This is a genomic window from Streptomyces sp. NPDC043870 (assembly GCF_056435785.1).
Genome location: NZ_JBWKDT010000001.1, coordinates 49,469 through 65,514, shown reverse-complemented (window position 1 = coordinate 65,514; position 16,046 = coordinate 49,469). Strand labels below are relative to the sequence as shown.

The 16,046-nt window shown below is 71.5% G+C and carries 13 protein-coding genes and 1 pseudogene; 9 read left to right on the top strand and 5 right to left on the bottom strand.

Annotated features, from left to right (window positions below; genetic code table 11):
* Nucleotides 1-126: 126 nt before the first annotated feature.
* Both AC0699_RS00255 and AC0699_RS00250 read right to left on the bottom strand, forming a co-directional pair.
* Nucleotides 127-2,007, bottom strand: a pseudogene (locus AC0699_RS00255) (AAA family ATPase); the annotation flags it as partial.
* Nucleotides 2,008-2,388: 381 nt separating this feature from the next.
* Nucleotides 2,389-3,027, bottom strand: a complete 639-nt coding sequence (locus tag AC0699_RS00250) for a uridine kinase family protein (protein WP_478653786.1) — start codon at nucleotides 3,025-3,027, stop codon at nucleotides 2,389-2,391.
* A 180-nt stretch (nucleotides 3,028-3,207) separates the two neighbouring features.
* Between AC0699_RS00250 and AC0699_RS00245 the strand changes: the two genes are divergently transcribed.
* Nucleotides 3,208-4,569 (top strand): peptidase C39 family protein, encoded by a 1,362-nt coding sequence (locus AC0699_RS00245; RefSeq protein WP_478653784.1) that lies wholly within the window; start codon nucleotides 3,208-3,210, stop codon nucleotides 4,567-4,569.
* Between the two features lie 125 nt (nucleotides 4,570-4,694).
* Nucleotides 4,695-4,835, top strand: a complete 141-nt coding sequence (locus AC0699_RS00240; protein WP_453667182.1) for an SCO1431 family membrane protein — start codon at nucleotides 4,695-4,697, stop codon at nucleotides 4,833-4,835.
* Nucleotides 4,836-4,928: 93 nt separating this feature from the next.
* On the opposite strand, the gene AC0699_RS00235 is transcribed toward AC0699_RS00240, so the two are convergent.
* Nucleotides 4,929-6,200: a glycoside hydrolase family 18 protein gene (locus tag AC0699_RS00235; RefSeq protein WP_478653782.1), complete on the bottom strand. Its 1,272-nt coding sequence runs from the start codon at nucleotides 6,198-6,200 to the stop codon at nucleotides 4,929-4,931.
* 336 nt (nucleotides 6,201-6,536) lie between these two features.
* Here AC0699_RS00235 and AC0699_RS00230 point away from each other — a divergent pair, with 336 nt between their 5' ends.
* From AC0699_RS00230 to AC0699_RS00220, 3 genes are all read left to right on the top strand, one after another.
* Nucleotides 6,537-7,709, top strand: a complete 1,173-nt coding sequence (locus AC0699_RS00230) for an acyl-CoA dehydrogenase family protein (RefSeq protein WP_478653780.1) — start codon at nucleotides 6,537-6,539, stop codon at nucleotides 7,707-7,709.
* A gap of 483 nt (nucleotides 7,710-8,192) precedes the next feature.
* Nucleotides 8,193-9,311 carry an Rv3169 family protein gene (locus tag AC0699_RS00225; protein ID WP_478653777.1) on the top strand — a complete coding sequence of 373 codons (1,119 nt, stop codon included), beginning with the start codon at nucleotides 8,193-8,195 and terminating at the stop codon, nucleotides 9,309-9,311.
* Between the two features lie 42 nt (nucleotides 9,312-9,353).
* Nucleotides 9,354-10,424, top strand: a complete 1,071-nt coding sequence (locus AC0699_RS00220) for a phosphotransferase family protein (RefSeq protein ID WP_478653775.1) — start codon at nucleotides 9,354-9,356, stop codon at nucleotides 10,422-10,424.
* A 21-nt stretch (nucleotides 10,425-10,445) separates the two neighbouring features.
* Here AC0699_RS00220 and AC0699_RS00215 read toward each other — a convergent pair whose 3' ends face one another.
* Complete coding sequence (locus tag AC0699_RS00215; RefSeq protein WP_478653773.1) at nucleotides 10,446-10,859, bottom strand: hypothetical protein; 414 nt, start codon at nucleotides 10,857-10,859, stop codon at nucleotides 10,446-10,448.
* Between the two features lie 203 nt (nucleotides 10,860-11,062).
* Here AC0699_RS00215 and AC0699_RS00210 point away from each other — a divergent pair, with 203 nt between their 5' ends.
* The 4 genes from AC0699_RS00210 (at nucleotide 11,063) to fxsA (ending at nucleotide 15,306) form a co-directional block, all read left to right on the top strand.
* The gene (locus AC0699_RS00210; RefSeq protein WP_453661929.1) at nucleotides 11,063-11,503 is read left to right on the top strand and encodes an Lrp/AsnC family transcriptional regulator; all 441 of its coding nucleotides are present in this window, start codon (nucleotides 11,063-11,065) and stop codon (nucleotides 11,501-11,503) included.
* A 242-nt stretch (nucleotides 11,504-11,745) separates the two neighbouring features.
* Nucleotides 11,746-13,368 carry an amidohydrolase gene (locus tag AC0699_RS00205; RefSeq protein WP_478653771.1) on the top strand — a complete coding sequence of 541 codons (1,623 nt, stop codon included), beginning with the start codon at nucleotides 11,746-11,748 and terminating at the stop codon, nucleotides 13,366-13,368.
* 510 nt (nucleotides 13,369-13,878) lie between these two features.
* Nucleotides 13,879-14,646 carry a polyprenol monophosphomannose synthase gene (locus tag AC0699_RS00200; RefSeq protein ID WP_478653769.1) on the top strand — a complete coding sequence of 256 codons (768 nt, stop codon included), beginning with the start codon at nucleotides 13,879-13,881 and terminating at the stop codon, nucleotides 14,644-14,646.
* Between the two features lie 78 nt (nucleotides 14,647-14,724).
* The gene (gene fxsA, locus AC0699_RS00195; protein WP_478653766.1) at nucleotides 14,725-15,306 is read left to right on the top strand and encodes an FxsA family membrane protein; all 582 of its coding nucleotides are present in this window, start codon (nucleotides 14,725-14,727) and stop codon (nucleotides 15,304-15,306) included.
* A gap of 232 nt (nucleotides 15,307-15,538) precedes the next feature.
* On the opposite strand, the gene AC0699_RS00190 is transcribed toward fxsA, so the two are convergent.
* A complete protein-coding gene (locus AC0699_RS00190) occupies nucleotides 15,539-15,913 on the bottom strand; it encodes an RNA polymerase-binding protein RbpA (protein ID WP_003959706.1) in 375 nt (124 codons plus the stop codon).
* Nucleotides 15,914-16,046: the final 133 nt, after the last annotated feature.

Genomic DNA, 16,046 nt, shown 5'->3' with positions numbered 1-16,046 from the left:
GGGGGGGTCCCCCCCCCCCCCCCCCCCCCCCCCCCCCCCCCCCCCCCCCCCCCCCCCCCCCCCCCCCACCAACCCCCCCCCCCCCCCCCCCCCCCCCCCCCCCCCCCCCCTTTTTCCCCCCCCCCCCCCCCCCCCCCCCCCCCCCCCCCCCGACAGCACCTCCCCGTACGCCTGCATCAGGTCGGCGAGCCGCAGCGTCGCCAGATCCTCGCGGGTCGGAGTGCCGGCGTACCCCGACAGCCTCAGATCCCGGTATGCGCAGCTCTTCTCGTACAGCGTGCGCAGAAACCGCCCGTTGCCCAGCTCGTCGATCCAGCCCTGGTCGACCACATGGCCGCTGATCGACCGCAGCTCGTCCAGCGCCTCCTCGTCCCACAGGTCGCCGTTGCCCGCGGCGAGCACCTCCCCGATGGCGGTCAGTTCCAGCGGGCGGTACGACGGGAAGTCCACCCGGGTGGTGAAGCGGGAGGACAGCCCGGGGTTGGTGGCGAGGAGCCGGTCCATGCCCTCGGGATAGCCCGCGAGGATGACGACCAGATGGTCGCGGTTGTCCTCGGCGCGCTTCAGCAGCACCTGCAGCGCCTCGTCGCCGTAGGCGTCGCCCTTGCTGTAGCCGGAGTTGGAGAGGGAGTACGCCTCGTCCACGAACAGCACCCCGCCGAGGGCGGAGTCGATCAGTTCATTCGCCTTCACGGCGGTCTGGCCGAGGAACTCACCGACCAGATCGGACCGCTGCGCCTCCACGAGATGGTCTCCGCCGAGCAGCCCGAGCGCGTAGAAGACCCGGCCGAGGATGCGGGCCACGGTGGTCTTGCCCGTGCCGGATGGGCCGGAGAAGACGAAGTGGCGTTTCGGGGGCTGTACCGGCAGACCCTGCCCGGCCCGCAGCCGGGCCATGTTCAGCTGCGCGGAGAGAGCCTTCACCTGCCGCTTCACCGGTTCCAGGCCCACCATCCGCTCCAGTTCCGCGAGCGCATCGGCGAGCAGCAAGGGATCCGTCGCGCCGGAGGGGAACTGCGGGGGCGCCGACTGGGACGGTAGGGCCGTCTTCTCCCGTACGCCGTCCGGCGGTCCGGCCGGGACCGCACCGCCGAGCTGGGTCTGCGGGTCTGCGCCGAGCCGCGGCTCGGGTACGAGCGGAGGCTCCGTCTCGGCCGACTGCACGTCAATCGCTTCCTGCCCGAAACCCGCGCCCGCCAGCGACACCGATGCCACACCGACCGACTCGTCGGTGCCGTCGATCCCGTCGTACTCGGCGATCGCCGCGAGCCGCGCGGAGGTGTCCATGAAGGCCGGATCGACCCGGTGCACCGCCCGGTACAGCGGCAGCGCGGCCGCGCTGCGCCCCGTGCCCTCATGGGCGCGCGCCAGCCAGTACCGCAGCTCCTTGCGCTGCGGCTGCTCGCTGCGACAGCGCATCAGCGCGGTGGACAGCAGCGGCTCGGCCTGCCCGTACATCTCCAGCCGGACCCGCGCCATGCCGCCGAACAGCCCGGCCTCGATCCCGAGCAGCGGATCATTGACGAGTGGCTCGGTGTGCCGGACGAGCTGATCCCAGTCCTTGACCAGATACGCCCGGCAGGCGTGCAGGAACCGCACCTGAGGGTCGGCGTCGACGGGCGGCAGACCGGCGAGCGCCCGGTCGAGCTCGGGCACATGGCGGCCGTCGAGCCAGTGCGAGGCGTGCGCGAGTAACAGATCGCGCGGGCTCTCCAGCACCGGCTGGACCCACCAGCCCAGCCAGTACCAGGAGTTCAGCGTGCGCCGGTGGCGGGCCCGCTGCTCGCCGAAGCGCTCCCGGTTGCGGAACATCCGCAGCAGGGCGGTGGTGGTGTCGACGCGCAGCGCGTGCAGACCGAGCCAGCCGTCCGCCATCGCGGGGTCGAGCCGCACCGCGGTCCTGAACTCCTCTTCCGCCTGCGGATACCCGCCCATGGTGTAGGCGTCCACGCCGCGCACCCAGGCGAGGTCGGCCGGGGCCAGCGCGCCCTGCGTGCCGATGTCCATCGGGTCCCCCACATACCGTGCCCCCGTGACCTCCCGCCGGGCGGGCGCCCGTCGGAGCGTGCTGAACCACCTTCTCGCGGACGGGAATTGACCGCACCGAGGTGCATCGTACCTGCGCAGGGGGCGGGTGATTAAGGGTGGCGCGACGGCGGCGCGAGGCCGGTGCGAGCGCCCCGCAGACGGTGACCCTGGGTAAGCGAGGGGTGCGGGAAAGCGCTGAGAAAGCGCGATGAGGACAGAACGAAGCCCCCGATCACGGGGGAACAACCGGGGGCCTCGCGTCTCGGCAGCTCCGGAAAGCCGCACATTGAGAACGTAAGACCTGTATGGCCCCTCGGTCAAGCCGAGTTGGAGCACTCGGCGGGGTGGATTTCCGACTGCTCAGTACGGAGGGGAGAGCTGGTCACGTTCCGTGAGGAGGTGGTTCGCTCCCGCTGTCACGTGGGGCCCCGGAAGCCACTCATATCCCTCGGGCCACTCGCGTACCAGCGTGTCGGCGTACGGCCGCGACGGGTCCTCGGCGAAATGGCGAGTCTCCGCCACGGTCCAGCCGTCCCAGAATCCGGAGAGCGCCGGCCCGTCGCGGTGGCGCCCGCGGATCCAGGACTCGCGCGGGCCCCGGTCCATCCAGAGGAGGCGGGCGAGATGGGGGCGCAGGGCCCGGCGGCCGGCGCCGACCCCCTCGATCAGGACGACCGGTGCGGCGGGCAGCGCACGGGGGGTCCCGAAGCGGCGCCGATGCCAGTCGTACGGTTCGTAGAGCGCGCTGTCGCCGTGGGACAGCGGGCCGATCACCTGGTCGAGCAGTCGACCGGTCCACTCGAAGAGTTCGTCGTGCGTGGCCAGATCGTCGAGGCGGAGCACGGGCGCGCCGCCGAGCGCCCCGGCGAGCAGGGCGGCGAACGTGCTCTTCCCGGAGCCCGCGTGACCGTCGACCGCGATCAGCCGGACCGGGCCGCAGGACGGCGCCAGGCCGCGCAGTCCGGCGGCGGCGTTGTCGAGGGGGACGAGGGGGCTCATGGAGGCCACCCTAAGGGGCCGCCTCGGCCGGCGATCGCGGGCCGCCGCGGGCCGCCGCAGGTCACTCCACTGGTCGAGACCAATATTGGTGGAGCGGCACGAGGCGAATCGCTGGCAGAAGGCGCGCACGACCCGGGATAGTTGCCCCACCCCTCGCGCCCGAGACGCCCCGGAGGTCCCATGCCCAGACCTGCTTCGCGCAGAGCCGTACTGACCGCCGCTCTGGCCGCCGCGGCCGGCGGGACCGCGCTCACCTCCGCCGCGCCCGCGCCCGCGGCCGCCGGTGCTCCGGCTCCCTCCGCCCTGCAGCGCCCGCTCGTCGACAACCGCTTCTGGACGTCCCACACCGACTGGCGCGGCGGCGAGCAGGCCGGCACCCGCGCCGTTCCCGGCCCCCGGCCGGGCCTGGTGATCGCCGCACCCGCCGGGCGCACCGAGTACCCGGATCCGCACACCGGCACGACGAAGGCCTGGGAGTACGCGACCTGGACCTCGCCCGAGCACCACGCCGGTGTCCCCGCGACCGAGGTCATCGCCTCCTGGAACGCCCACACCCCACCCGGCACGTGGCTGCAGACCGAGCTCTCGGGCACGTACTCGGACGGCGCCAGGACCCCGTGGTTCGTCATGGGCCGCTGGGCGTCGGGCGACGGCGACATCCGGCGCACCTCCGTCGACGGCCAGACCGACGGCCGGAGCACCATCTGGACCGACACCTTCTCCATCGACGATCCGGCGAGCGGGCTGCGGCTGACCTCGTACCGGCTGCGCCTCACGCTCCACCGCACACCCGGCACGGATCTCACCCCCACCGTCTGGCGGGTGGGAGCCATGGCCTCCGACATCCCCGACCGTTTCACCGTGCCCGCCTCCGCGCCACGGTCCGCCCGCGAGCTGGCGGTGCCGCGCTACTCGCAGAACACCCACGTCGGGCAGTACCCCGAGTACGACAACGGCGGCGAGGCCTGGTGCAGTCCCACCTCCTCGCAGATGATCATCGAGTACTGGGGGAGGAAGCCCACGGCAGAGGATCTCTCGTGGGTGAATCCTTCCTTCGCCGACCCGCAGGTCTGCCACGCGGCCCGGAACACGTTCGACTACCAGTACGACGGCTGCGGCAACTGGCCCTTCAACGCCGCCTACGCGGCCACGTACCAGGACATGAACGCCGTCGTGACCCGGCTGGAGTCGCTCGGTGACCTGGAGACGCTCGTACAGGCCGGGATCCCGGCCATCACGTCGCAGTCGTTCCTCAAGGAGGAACTGACCGGCGCCGGCTACGGGACCTCGGGGCATCTGATGACCGTGATCGGGTTCACCGCCGACGGTGATGTGATCGCCAACGATCCGGCGTCGCCGAGCAACGCGGCCGTCCGCCGGGTCTACCGGCGGGCGGAGTGGGAGAGGATCTGGCTGCGGACGAAGCGGTACAACGCGAGCGGGAAAGTGGTGTCCGGCACAGGGGGCGTGTGCTACCTGTACTGGCCGGAGCACCCGACAGCCGCCCAGCGCAAGGCTCTTGCCGCCCTCGGCATCCGCTGACGCACGCGCTCCGGGCCGGCGGGCGGTGACCGGTGTCACTGCCCGCGGGCCGAGCGCCTGGCACTGTGGACCGGTATGCCAGCGGGGGGACGTCCACGACCACGACGACGACCGAGCGAGCAGCCATGACCGCGACCACCGCCACCGCCACCCGGGCCCGCACCGGAGGCCCCAAGGACGACGGCCCCAAGATCCTCGAACACATCCTGGGCTGGACCCTCGTGGTCGTCTTCGCGATGCTGGTCACCCAGGCCGGACTGCTGTGACAGACCGGACCGCGGTGACGGATCGGACTGCTGTGACAGAGGGGGCGGGGAGCCGACCGGCTCCCCGCCCCCTTCGGTCCCGGTGTTCCCGGATCAGCTGATCGACTTGATCAGCTCCCCGTTCGTCGTGTCACCGCTCAGCTCCCAGAAGAACGTGCCTCCCAGGCCCTGCTGGTTCTTGTACGTCATCTTCCCGGCGATCGTGGCGGGAGTGTCGTAGCTCCACCACTGTGTGCCGCAGTGCGCGTACGCGGTCCCCGCGACCGTCCCGTTGGCCGGGCACTTGGTCTTGAGCACCTTGTAGTCGTCGATGCCCTGCTCGTACGTGCCGGGGGCCGGCCCGGTCGCCGTGCCGCCCGGTGCCTTCTGCGTCACGCCCGTCCAGCCGCGGCCGTAGAAGCCGATGCCGAGCAGTAGCTTCGAGGAGGGGATCCCGAGGCCCTTGAGCTTCTTGATCGCCGCGTCGGAGTTGAAGCCCTGCTGCGGGATGCCCGGGTACGAGGTGAGCGGGGAGTGCGGCGCGGTCGGGCCCTGGGCGGCCCAGGCGCCGAAGAAGTCGTACGTCATCGGGTTGTACCAGTCGACGTACCGCGCCGCGCCGGCGTAGTCCGTGGCGTCGATCTTCCCGCCGCTGCTCGCGTCGGCGGTGATCGCGGCGGTGACGAGGTTCGACGGACCGAACTTCGCGCGCAGCGCCGACATCAGTTTCCTGAAGACGTCCCGACCGCTGGTGTCGCAGGACAGACCGCAGGCGTTGGGGTACTCCCAGTCGATGTCGATGCCGTCGAAGACGTCAGCCCAGCGCGGGTCCTCGACCAGGCTGTAGCAGGACTGGGCGAAGGCCGCCGGGTTCTTCGCCGCCTCGGTGAAGCCGCCGGACCAGGTCCAGCCGCCGAACGACCAGATGACCTTCAGATTCGGGTGCATCTTCTTCAGCTTGCGCAGCTGGTTGAAGCTGCCGCGCAGTGGCTGGTCCCAGGTGTCGGCCTTGCCGTCGACGCTCTGGTCGGCGGTGTACGCCTTGTCGTGGTCCGCGTAGGCGTCACCGATCACGCACTTGCCGCCCGTGACGTTGCCGAAGGCGTAGTTGATGTGGGTGAGCTTGTTCGCGGAGCCGGACGTCTTGATGTTCTTGACATGGTAATTGCGTCCGTAGACGCCCCAGTTGGTGAAGTAGCCGACCACCTTGGAGCCGGCCTTGGGCGCGACGGCGGTCGCGGGGGCGGCGGACGGCCCGGCCGGAACGGTGGCGGTGGCGGTGGCGGTGGCCGAGTCTGCGCCGGCGAGCAGGCCCGCGCCGACGGCCGTACAGACGGCGGCGATCAGTGCCCGGAACCGGGCGCGTGGGGCAGGGGATCCGAACATCGTGTCTCCTCGTGGGGGGAGGGAGCGCGAGTGGGAGGTGCTGCGAGTCAGATATGGCATGAACGGGTCATGAGCTGATCAGGTCACGATAGAAGGACTAGACCAGTGGGTCAATGGTTCGGACCAATTCCGGGGAATGCTCAAAGGATCCGGAGGGGGAGATTCCACCCCGTGACGGACGACCGCCGATCGGGCATACTCAACCCGCCACAGCCGCTGGTCAGCCACTTCCGTGATCCGGGAGGGCAGCATCGGCGCATCAGGTGACATCCGGCGGCGCCGCCCAACCCTTCGCGCGCGACCGCCGCAGCGCCCGACAGGGAGGAAAGCGCCGCTATGCCCGACCGTGCCCCGCAGCCGGTGGACCGCACACTGCCCACCGAGGAATCCAGGGATCTCATCACCCTGGTCCGTGAGATCGTCCAGCGGGAGATCGCTCCCCGCGCGGCCGAGGAGGAGGACGCGGGTCATTTTCCGCGCGAGACGTTCTCGCTGCTTTCCGAGTCAGGTCTGCTCGGCCTTCCCTACGGCTCCGAGTACGGCGGCGGGGACCAGCCGTACGAGGTCTATCTGCAGGTACTCGAAGAGCTGGCCGCGGCCCGCCTCACCGTGGGCCTCGGCGTCAGCGTGCACTCGCTCGCCTGCCACGCCCTGGCCAACTACGGCACCAAGGAGCAGCAGGCCGCGCACCTGCCCGCGATGCTGGGCGGCGGGCTTCTCGGTGCGTACTGCCTGTCCGAGCCGTCCTCCGGCTCGGACGCCGCGTCGCTGCGTACGAAGGCCGTGCGCGACGGCGACGACTGGGTCATCACCGGCACCAAGGCCTGGATCACGCATGGCGGGGTCGCCGACTTCTACACCGTGCTCGCCCGCTCCGGCGGGGAAGGCGCCCGTGGCATCACGGCCTTCCTGGTGCCGGGCGACGCCGAGGGGCTGAGCGCCGCCGCGCCCGAGAAGAAGATGGGCATGAAGGGCTCGCCCACCGCCCAACTGCACTTCGACGGCGTGCGCGTCCCGGACTCCCGCCGGATCGGGGACGAGGGGCAGGGCTTCGCGATCGCGCTGTCGGCGCTGGACTCGGGGCGACTCGGCATCGCCGCATGCGCCATCGGCGTCGCCCAGGCCGCGTTCGACGAGGCCCTCGCGTACGCCACGACCAGGCAGCAGTTCGGTCACCCCATCGCGGACTTCCAGGGCCTGCGCTTCATGCTCGCCGACATGGCGACGAAGATCGAGGCGGGCCGTGCGCTGTATCTGGCCGCCGCGCGGCTGCGGGACGCGGGCCGGCCGTTCTCCCAGCAGGCGGCCATGGCGAAGCTGTTCTGCACGGACGCCGCGATGCGGGTGACGACGGACGCCGTGCAGGTCCTGGGCGGGTACGGCTACACGGCGGACTTCCCGGTCGAGCGGCTGATGCGCGAGGCGAAGGTGCTGCAGATCGTCGAGGGCACCAATCAGATCCAGCGCATGGTCATCGCCCGTCACCTCGCTGGGCCAGAGTCCCGCTGACCCAGCTGGTCCGCCCGTTCCACACCGGCGCCGCCGTGAGCCTGTTCCACTCCTGGTCACGGCGGCCCGGCAGGGTGCGTCCCGCGCTCGCCCAGCGGCGCAGCAGGTCGCGGTAGATGGGCGGATCGGCCGAATGGGGAACCGATTCTTCTTGGCGTGACATCGTCAGCCGGCGGCGGCCCGAGCCGCCCGGGGGGTACTGCGGGGTCATGCCCGTCCAAACGCCCGTCGGCCGCGCGGGGTCACCGCCGGTCCGATTCGGGCCCCTGTTCGCACCGTACCCGTCGACGCGTCCGGGTGCGCCGATGACCTCGGCCGGGTCCCGCCCGTCTCCGGCGCGTCGAGCGGGTGGTCCGGCGTGTCGTGGGACCGGCCGGCCGCCCTGGCCGAACCGGCCGCCGGGCGTCGCCGCGGTGACACGAGTATGGCCCTCCACAGGGTTTCTGACGTACCGTCATATCCCCTGTCGACCAGGAGGCCGCCGTGTCCCAGGACCGTCCCGTCGCGCTCGACGAGTACCCGATCCATCAGGCCCCGCTCTCGATGAAGCACGTCGTCACCGGCGACCGGAACGCCTACGACCGCTGCATCTTCCATGTGCTCGACCACCAGGGCCGCGCTCTGCTCATCGCCGGGCTCGGGGTCTATCCCAACGCCGGCGTCATCGACGCGTACGCCACTCTCCGGATCGGCGACCGGCTGCACGCCGTGCGCGCCTCCGACGCGCTCGGGGACGACCGGATGCGCCTCGCCGTCGGGCCGCTGCGCATCACCGTCGAGGAGCCGCTGCGCCGGATCCGGCTGAGCTGCGAGGCCGATCCGGCGGACCCGGAGGCGCTCTCGTTCGACGTCGTGTGGCAGGCCGGCTTTCCCGCCGTCTGGGAACCCCACCATGTGCAGCGCCGCGGGGAGCGGCTCACGCTCGAAGGGCGGCGCTTCGTCCAGGCCGGTCACTGCACGGGCATCATCCGGGCCGCCGGCGAGGAGACAGCCGTCACGGCAGGGGAGTGGACCGGCACCCGTGACCGCAGCTGGGGAGTGCGGCCCATACCGGGGGAGGAAGCCGGCCGCGCGGCCGAACTCCGCCCGGAGGGCTTCCACTGGCTCTGGATTCCCGTCCGCTTCGACGACCGGTTCCTGATGGTCATCGCCCAGGAGGACGCCGACGGCTACCGCACGCTCAACGAGGCGGTCCTCGTGCGCGACGGCGAACGCGACGTACAACTGGGCTGGCCCCGGACCGACATCACCTACCGCCGCGGCACCCGCCACCCCGAACGCGCGGTCGTCCACCTCACCGGCCCGGACCGCAAGCCCCTCGAACTCGGCGTCGACATCCTCTGCTCGTCCCCGCTCGCCGTCGGCGCCGGCTATCCGCCCGCCACCGACTGGCAGCACGGCAGCTGGCAGGGCCGCGGCTGGACCGACCGGCGCAGTTACGACCTGTCCGACCCGGCCGCCCACCCCATGGCGGCCTTCGGCGTCACCGACCACGCCGCCCGCTTCACCCTCGAAGGCCGGACCGGCTACGGGATCTTCGAGCACGGCAGCTTCGGCCGCCACGACCCCAGCGGCTTCACCGGCTACGACTCCGTTGCCTGACCGGCGCCGTCCAGAGCCCGCCCACCCGCGAGGAGCACCGCCATGGCCACCGCACCGCGCCCCCGCACCACCACCCGCGAGCCCGGCGCGCTCGCGCAACGGCTGACCGCCTGGCTGGGCACCCGGCTGCCCGGCGCGCAGGTCACCGGCGTACGCGTCCCCGAGTCCAACGGCATGTCCAGCGAGACGCTGCTCTTCGACATCGACCACCCCGAACCGCCCCTGCGCGCCTGTGCGTTGCGCCTCGCCGCGGACCCCGACGCGTACACGGTCTTCCCCGTCTACGATCTCCGCCGGCAGTACGAGACGATGCGCGACGTCGCCCGGCACACCGACCTTCCCGTGCCGCGCGTGCTCTGGCTGGAGGAGGACCCGGCGCACCTGGGCGCGCCCTTCTTCGTCATGGAGCGCGTCGAGGGCCGCGTCCCGCCGGACGTCATGCCCTATACGTACGAGGGGAATTGGCTGCACTCCGCGACCGACGCCGAGCGCGCCGCGCTGGAGGAGTCCACGGTCTCCCTCATCGCCCGTCTCCACGACCAGTACCCGGCCGAAGCCGCCGGGGGCAGCGCGCTGCGGCGCCATGTGGAGGCCCAACGCGACTACTACGCCTGGGTGGTGGACGGACTGCCGCGCTCACCGCTCATCGAGAGCGCCTTCGACTGGCTGGAGGCGCACTGGCCCGCCGACGAGGGCCCCGCCGTACTCAACTGGGGCGACGCCCGCATCGGCAACATCATCTACGACGGCTTCGAACCCGCCGCCGTACTCGACTGGGAGATGGCGGCACTCGCGCCGCGTGAGGTCGACCTCGGCTGGGCGGTCTACCTGCACCGGTTCTTCCAGGACCTGACCGTCAGCTTCGGGCAGCCGGGACTGCCGGACTTCCTGCGCCGGGACCGCATCGAGCGCCGGTACGCCGAACTGACCGGGCACACACCGCGCGACATGGAATTCCACACCCTCTACGCGGCCCTGCGGCACGCCGTGGTGATGCTGCGCGTGGCATACCGCCAGGTGCACTTCAAAGAGGTGGAGGTACCGGAGAACCCGGACCGGATGATCCTGCACCACGACAGCCTCGCCGCCATGGTGCAGGGAACGTACTGGTAGGACCCGGCCGTTCGGAGCGGCTCAGGCCGCCCGTCGCATCGGGGGCACCTTGATGGGCTGCGAGCCCGGACCGCCGACGTGCGAGAAGGGCTGCGTCCGCCAGTCGAGCCCCTGAGGGAGCGTCAACAGCAGTGCGGTGTCCTGTTCCTGGACATCAAGCGATTCGTCGGCGGGGCGCGCCTCAGCGGCCGGCCGGCCGGTCCCCGCGCAGACCGAGAGGACGAACGGGTTCCACGGCGTGGGGCACAGCGCGTGCTCCGGCAGGCTGTCCTCGTCGGCGAGCAGCGCGATCGGCTGCGCGCAGTCCGGGCAGATCACCCGGTACATCTCGAATGTGTCGTAGAAGTCCTGCTCGTCGTCCTCCTGGGGACTGACGGAAGCCGTGCCCTCAGCGGGCGCGGGTTCGGTATGTCCGGTGTGCTTCACAATCTGCATGGAGATTCTCCCCCTCGGTTGGGCCGACCAGGCACTTACGGCCTCGACCACACCAAGCACTTCCCTGCGGGCTCCGAAGGTAACCGTGAGGTCTCGACGGACACGGCGACAGCGCTGTGGCGTTCGTCACATGCCCGCCGCAGATGCCTGTCCGGAGGGTGGCCGACTGTGCCGGAAGTGACCTGGGGCAATAGGTTGACCGCATGGAGGAGCTGGATCGTCAGATCGTCGAGTTGCTCGTCAAGGACGGGCGCATGAGCTACACCGACCTGGGCAAGGCCACCGGCCTGTCCACCTCGGCGGTGCATCAGCGCGTGCGACGGCTCGAGCAGCGCGGCGTCATCCGGGGATACGCCGCCGTCGTGGACCCCGAAGAGGTCGGCCTGCCTCTCACCGCGTTCATCTCGGTGAAACCCTTCGACCCCAGCGCCCCGGACGACATCGCCGAGCGGCTGTCCGGCGTGTCCGAGATCGAGGCCTGTCACAGCGTCGCCGGCGACGAGAACTACATCCTCAAGGTCCGTGTCGGCACTCCCCTGGAGCTGGAGGAACTACTGAGCCAGATCCGCTCGCTGGCCGGTGTCTCGACGCGTACCACCGTGGTCCTCTCCACGCCGTACGAGGCGAGGCCTCCGCGTATCTAGTGCTGCGACCGGAAAGGTTCACCGGCTCGCGACGCCCGGCACGGCACCTCGCTGCGGTGTCGGAGTCACCCGAGTACGCCCAGTACGAGGGCGATCCTCCGCCTTGCGACGCACCGCACCGGACGCCGCGAGCTACCCGGCAAACCTTTCCGGTCACAGCACTAGGTCGTCATGTCGAAGTCCCGTCCGCCCGCCCGTCGGGCGGACGACGCTCCTTCGAAGACACTCCCTAGGCTGTCTCCATGAGTGAGAGCGTGCCTCAGGCCCAACACCGCACCGTGCTGCTGCGTGGTGGAGACGTCCACAGTCCTGCCGACCCGTTCGCGACCGCCATGGTCGTCGAGCGCGGGCATGTCGCCTGGGTCGGCTCCGAGGGGGCTGCGGACGCCTTCGCCTCCGGGGTGGACGAGGTCATCGACCTGGACGGCGCACTGGTCACCCCCGCGTTCGTCGACGCGCATGTGCACACCACCGCGACCGGGCTCGCCCTCACCGGCCTCGATCTGTCCGGCGCCGCCTCGCTCGCCGAGGCGGCCGAGCGCGTCCGGGCGTATGCGGCGGCCCGGCCCGCCGACCGGATCCTGATCGGCCACGGCTGGGACGCGTCCCGCTGGCCCGAGCGGCGGCCGATGAGCCGGGACGAACTGGACGAGCTCACCGGCGGCCGCCCGCTCTATCTCACCCGGATCGACGTCCACTCGGCCGTCGTCACCACCGCCCTGCTCGACCAGGTGCCCGGCATCCGCGGCATGTCCGGTTTCCGCGACGGTGAGCCGCTCACCGGGGACGCCCACCACGCGGTGCGGTCCGCGGCGTACGCCGCCGTGTCGCCGGAGCAGCGGACCGGGGCCCAGCGCGCCGCGCTGCGCCACGCCGCCTCCCTGGGCATCGGCACCGTCCACGAGTGCGGTGGCCCCGACATCTCCTCCGAGGACGACTTCACGGGCCTGCTCAAGACCGCGGCCGACGAGCCCGGCCCGCGTGTCGTCGGCTACTGGGCCGACACGGACGTGGAGCGGGCGCGGGCCCTCGGCGCCGCCGGCGCCGCCGGGGATCTCTTCGCCGACGGCTCGCTCGGCTCGCACACGGCCTGCCTCCACGAGCCGTACGCGGACGCCGCGCACTCCGGTGTCGCCCATCTCGACGCGGCCGCCGTCGCCGCGCACGTCACGGCCTGCACGGAGGCCGGACTCCAGGCCGGCTTCCACGCCATCGGCGACCACGCGATCACCAACGTCGTCGAAGGCATGAGAGCCGCCGCGTCCGCCCTGGGTCTCGCCCGCGTCCGGGCCGCCCGCCACCGCGTCGAGCACGCCGAGATGCTCACCCCGGAGACCGTCGCCGCCTTCGCCGAGTACGGCCTCACCGCCTCCGTCCAGCCCGCCTTCGACGCGGCCTGGGGCGGCGACACCGGCATGTACGCCCAGCGCCTGGGCATCGAGCGCGCCCGCACTCTCAATCCGTACGCCGCGCTGCTGCGCGCCGGGGTCCCGCTGGCCTTCGGTTCGGACAGCCCGGTCACCCCGCTGGACCCCTGGGGCACCGTCCGCGCCGCCGCCTTCCACCGCACCCCCGAGCACCGGGTGTCGGTGCGCGCCGCCTTCACCGCCCACACCCGGGGCGGCTGGCGGGCGACCGGACGGGACGACGCGGGCACCCTGCTACCCGGCGCACCCGCCGACTACGCGATCTGGCGCACCGACGAACTCGTCGTCCAGGCCCCCGACGACCGGGTCGCCCGCTGGTCGACCGACCCCCGCTCCGGCACCCCTGGCCTGCCCGATCTCACCCCCGGCAGGGCGCTCCCGGTGTGCCTGCGGACGGTGGTCTTCGGACAAACGGTCTACGTTCGACCGAACGAGTGACATCGGGACAATTCGCACCGTCAGCGACTGCTCCATGTGCTCCGTCGCGACCTGCGGATCTTCGTCGGTGACCAGCCGATTCGGTCAATCGCCGCAGATCGCACGACTGTTGACAGAGTGCGCCCGCAGGCCGGTAGGTTCGGCCGAGTCCACCACGGGACGTCCGGCCGGTCGAACCTCCACGCAGTCGTCGAACGCCGCTGGGTCATGGGGTGGTGCGCCGCACCGGCGCATCACCACTGGGAGCCAGGTTCAGCGCCCGCGCCTCGGGGGCGAGGGAAGGTTTCGGCCGGGTGGCAGGTGTGACCCGGGTGGGGCCCGGCGTTCAGTAGACAACGGCTTTCGGTCGACTCGCAGCCAGCGGATCCCGGGCCGGCCCGAAGGACGCCGGGCCCTGATCCGTTCTGCCGCCGTTGAGCGCACATGCCGTGCCCACAGTCCGTGCCGCCGCAGCTCCGCGAACAGCGCTCGCTATGGTGGGTCTCTGCGTACGGACGTTAAGGGGCAGCAGTGAACGACGGCGGTCAGAGGCGATACGGCCCGCTCGGCAGAGCCTTGGTGATCATCCCGACCTACAACGAGGCGGAGAACATCAAGCCGATCGTCTCCCGGGTGCGCTCCGCCGTACCGGAGGCGGACATTCTGGTCGCCGACGACAACAGCCCCGACGGCACCGGCAAGATCGCCGACGAGCTCGCCTCCGAGGACAGTCAGGTCCACGTCCTGCACCGCAAGGGCAAGGAGGGCCTCGGCGCGGCCTATCTCGCGGGCTTCCGCTGGGGGATCGAGAACGGCTACGGAGTCCTCGTCGAGATGGACGCCGACGGCTCCCACCAGCCCGAGGAACTGCCCCGGCTGCTCACCGCGCTCAAGGGCGCGGACCTCGTGCTCGGCTCCCGGTGGGTCCCCGGCGGCCGGATCGTGAACTGGCCCAAGTCCCGGGAGTTCATCTCCCGCGGTGGCAGCCTCTACTCGCGCGTGCTGCTCGACGTCCCGATCCGCGACGTCACCGGCGGCTTCCGGGCCTTCCGCAAGGAGACCCTGGAAGGACTCGGCCTGGACGACGTGGCTTCCGCCGGCTACTGCTTCCAGGTCGACCTGGCCCGCCGCGCCGTCGGTGCCGGCTTCCATGTCGTGGAGGTCCCGATCACCTTCGTCGAGCGCGTGCGGGGCGACTCCAAGATGAGCCGGGACATCCTCGTCGAGGCACTGTGGCGGGTCACCGCCTGGGGCATCGCCGGCCGGGCCGGCAAGATCCTCGGGCGCAAGCGCTCCTGACCGGCCTTCTCCCGGTCCCGCGTTCTTACTGATCCCGCCTTTACGACACTCCGGCGGACGCCCAGGCACACTGGGGGCATGACGACCGGCGCAACGACACCGACCGCCCCGAGGCGCTCACGCGCCCGCACCTTCCTTCCCCTTGGCGTCGCCGCCTGGCTGGTGCTGGAGATCTGGCTGCTGACCGTTGTGGCCGGTGCGGCCGGCGGACTCACCGTCCTCGCCCTGCTCGTCGGCGGTGGCGTGCTCGGCGCCGTGGTCATCAAGCGGGCCGGCCGCCGGGCGTTCCGCAGCCTCAGCGAGACCCTCCAGCAGCAGCAGTCGGGCTTCGCGTCCACGGCTGCCGCCGCCGACCGTTCCAGCACCGGCAACGGCTTCCTCATGCTCGCCGGGCTGCTGCTCATGCTGCCGGGCCTGATCTCCGACGCGGCGGGCCTCCTGCTGCTCCTCCCGCCGGTCCGCACGGCGGCCGGCCGGTACACGGAGAAGTCCCTGGACCGGCGGATGCGGCAGGCCGCTCCCGGTTCCCTCGGCGACGCATTTCGGCAGGCCCGCATTCACCGGCCGGACGGAAAGGTCGTGCAGGGTGAGGTCATCCGCGAGGACGTGCCGGCACCGCCCCGTGCGGATGAGAGCCCGCGCCCTCCGCTGACCTCGTAGTCCCCGTTGTCGGGGTAGTCGCCGTCGTCGGGGTTCCGGTCGTCCGCGTATTCCGGGTCCGCGTCGTCCGGGTCCCCGTCGTCCGCGTAGCCGCGTGAGCGGACTGCGGGCCGGTGGTCGGGCGCCTGCCCGCGGCAGACCCCGCAGCAGACAAAGAGCCGCGGGCTGCGGCACACATGAGGTGTGCGGCAGCCCGCGGCTTCTGCGCTCTATGCGATGTGGTGGTGCGTCGTTACGCGGACTTCCGGCTGTCGCGCGGGTGCACCGCGATGTTCATGGCTCCGGAGCGCAGGACCGCCAGCCGCTCGGCCAGCACCTCCTCGAGCTCCTCGCGAGTGCGCCTCTCCATGAGCATGTCCCAGTGCGTACGCGCAGGCTTGCCCTTCTTCTCCTCGGGGCCATCCCCGTCCACCAGGAGTGCCTGGGCGCCGCACGCCTTGCACTCCCACTCCGGCGGAATCTCCGCCTCTACCGAGAACGGCATCTCGAAACGATGTCCGTTCTGGCATGCGTACTCCACCGCCTGGCGCGGGGCCAGATCGATGCCGCGGTCGGTCTCGTAGCTGGTCACCACGAGGCGCGTGCCGCGAAGAGCTCGCTCACTCATGAATCGTGCCTCCCGGGCTTGTCGCCCACAGGACAGGTGTCGCTGTCGTCGTCATCCGGTCAACGTCCGGTCGGCGGTAAAGATTCCCGTTGCCGGTCATGCGTCGTCGCCCGTCGTGCCGCTGCTTTTCCAG

What these genes read in the sequence shown, in the direction of transcription:
- AC0699_RS00250 (WP_478653786.1), bottom strand. Translation starts at nt 3,027, where the DNA reads ATGAGCCCCCTCGTCCCCCTCGACAACGCCGCCGCCGGACTGCGCGGC.
- AC0699_RS00245 (WP_478653784.1), top strand. Translation starts at nt 3,208, where the DNA reads ATGCCCAGACCTGCTTCGCGCAGAGCCGTACTGACCGCCGCTCTGGCC.
- AC0699_RS00240 (WP_453667182.1), top strand. Translation starts at nt 4,695, where the DNA reads ATGACCGCGACCACCGCCACCGCCACCCGGGCCCGCACCGGAGGCCCC.
- AC0699_RS00235 (WP_478653782.1), bottom strand. Translation starts at nt 6,200, where the DNA reads ATGTTCGGATCCCCTGCCCCACGCGCCCGGTTCCGGGCACTGATCGCC.
- AC0699_RS00230 (WP_478653780.1), top strand. Translation starts at nt 6,537, where the DNA reads ATGCCCGACCGTGCCCCGCAGCCGGTGGACCGCACACTGCCCACCGAG.
- AC0699_RS00220 (WP_478653775.1), top strand. Translation starts at nt 9,354, where the DNA reads ATGGCCACCGCACCGCGCCCCCGCACCACCACCCGCGAGCCCGGCGCG.
- AC0699_RS00215 (WP_478653773.1), bottom strand. Translation starts at nt 10,859, where the DNA reads ATGCAGATTGTGAAGCACACCGGACATACCGAACCCGCGCCCGCTGAG.
- AC0699_RS00210 (WP_453661929.1), top strand. Translation starts at nt 11,063, where the DNA reads ATGGAGGAGCTGGATCGTCAGATCGTCGAGTTGCTCGTCAAGGACGGG.
- AC0699_RS00205 (WP_478653771.1), top strand. Translation starts at nt 11,746, where the DNA reads ATGAGTGAGAGCGTGCCTCAGGCCCAACACCGCACCGTGCTGCTGCGT.
- fxsA (WP_478653766.1), top strand. Translation starts at nt 14,725, where the DNA reads ATGACGACCGGCGCAACGACACCGACCGCCCCGAGGCGCTCACGCGCC.
- AC0699_RS00190 (WP_003959706.1), bottom strand. Translation starts at nt 15,913, where the DNA reads ATGAGTGAGCGAGCTCTTCGCGGCACGCGCCTCGTGGTGACCAGCTAC.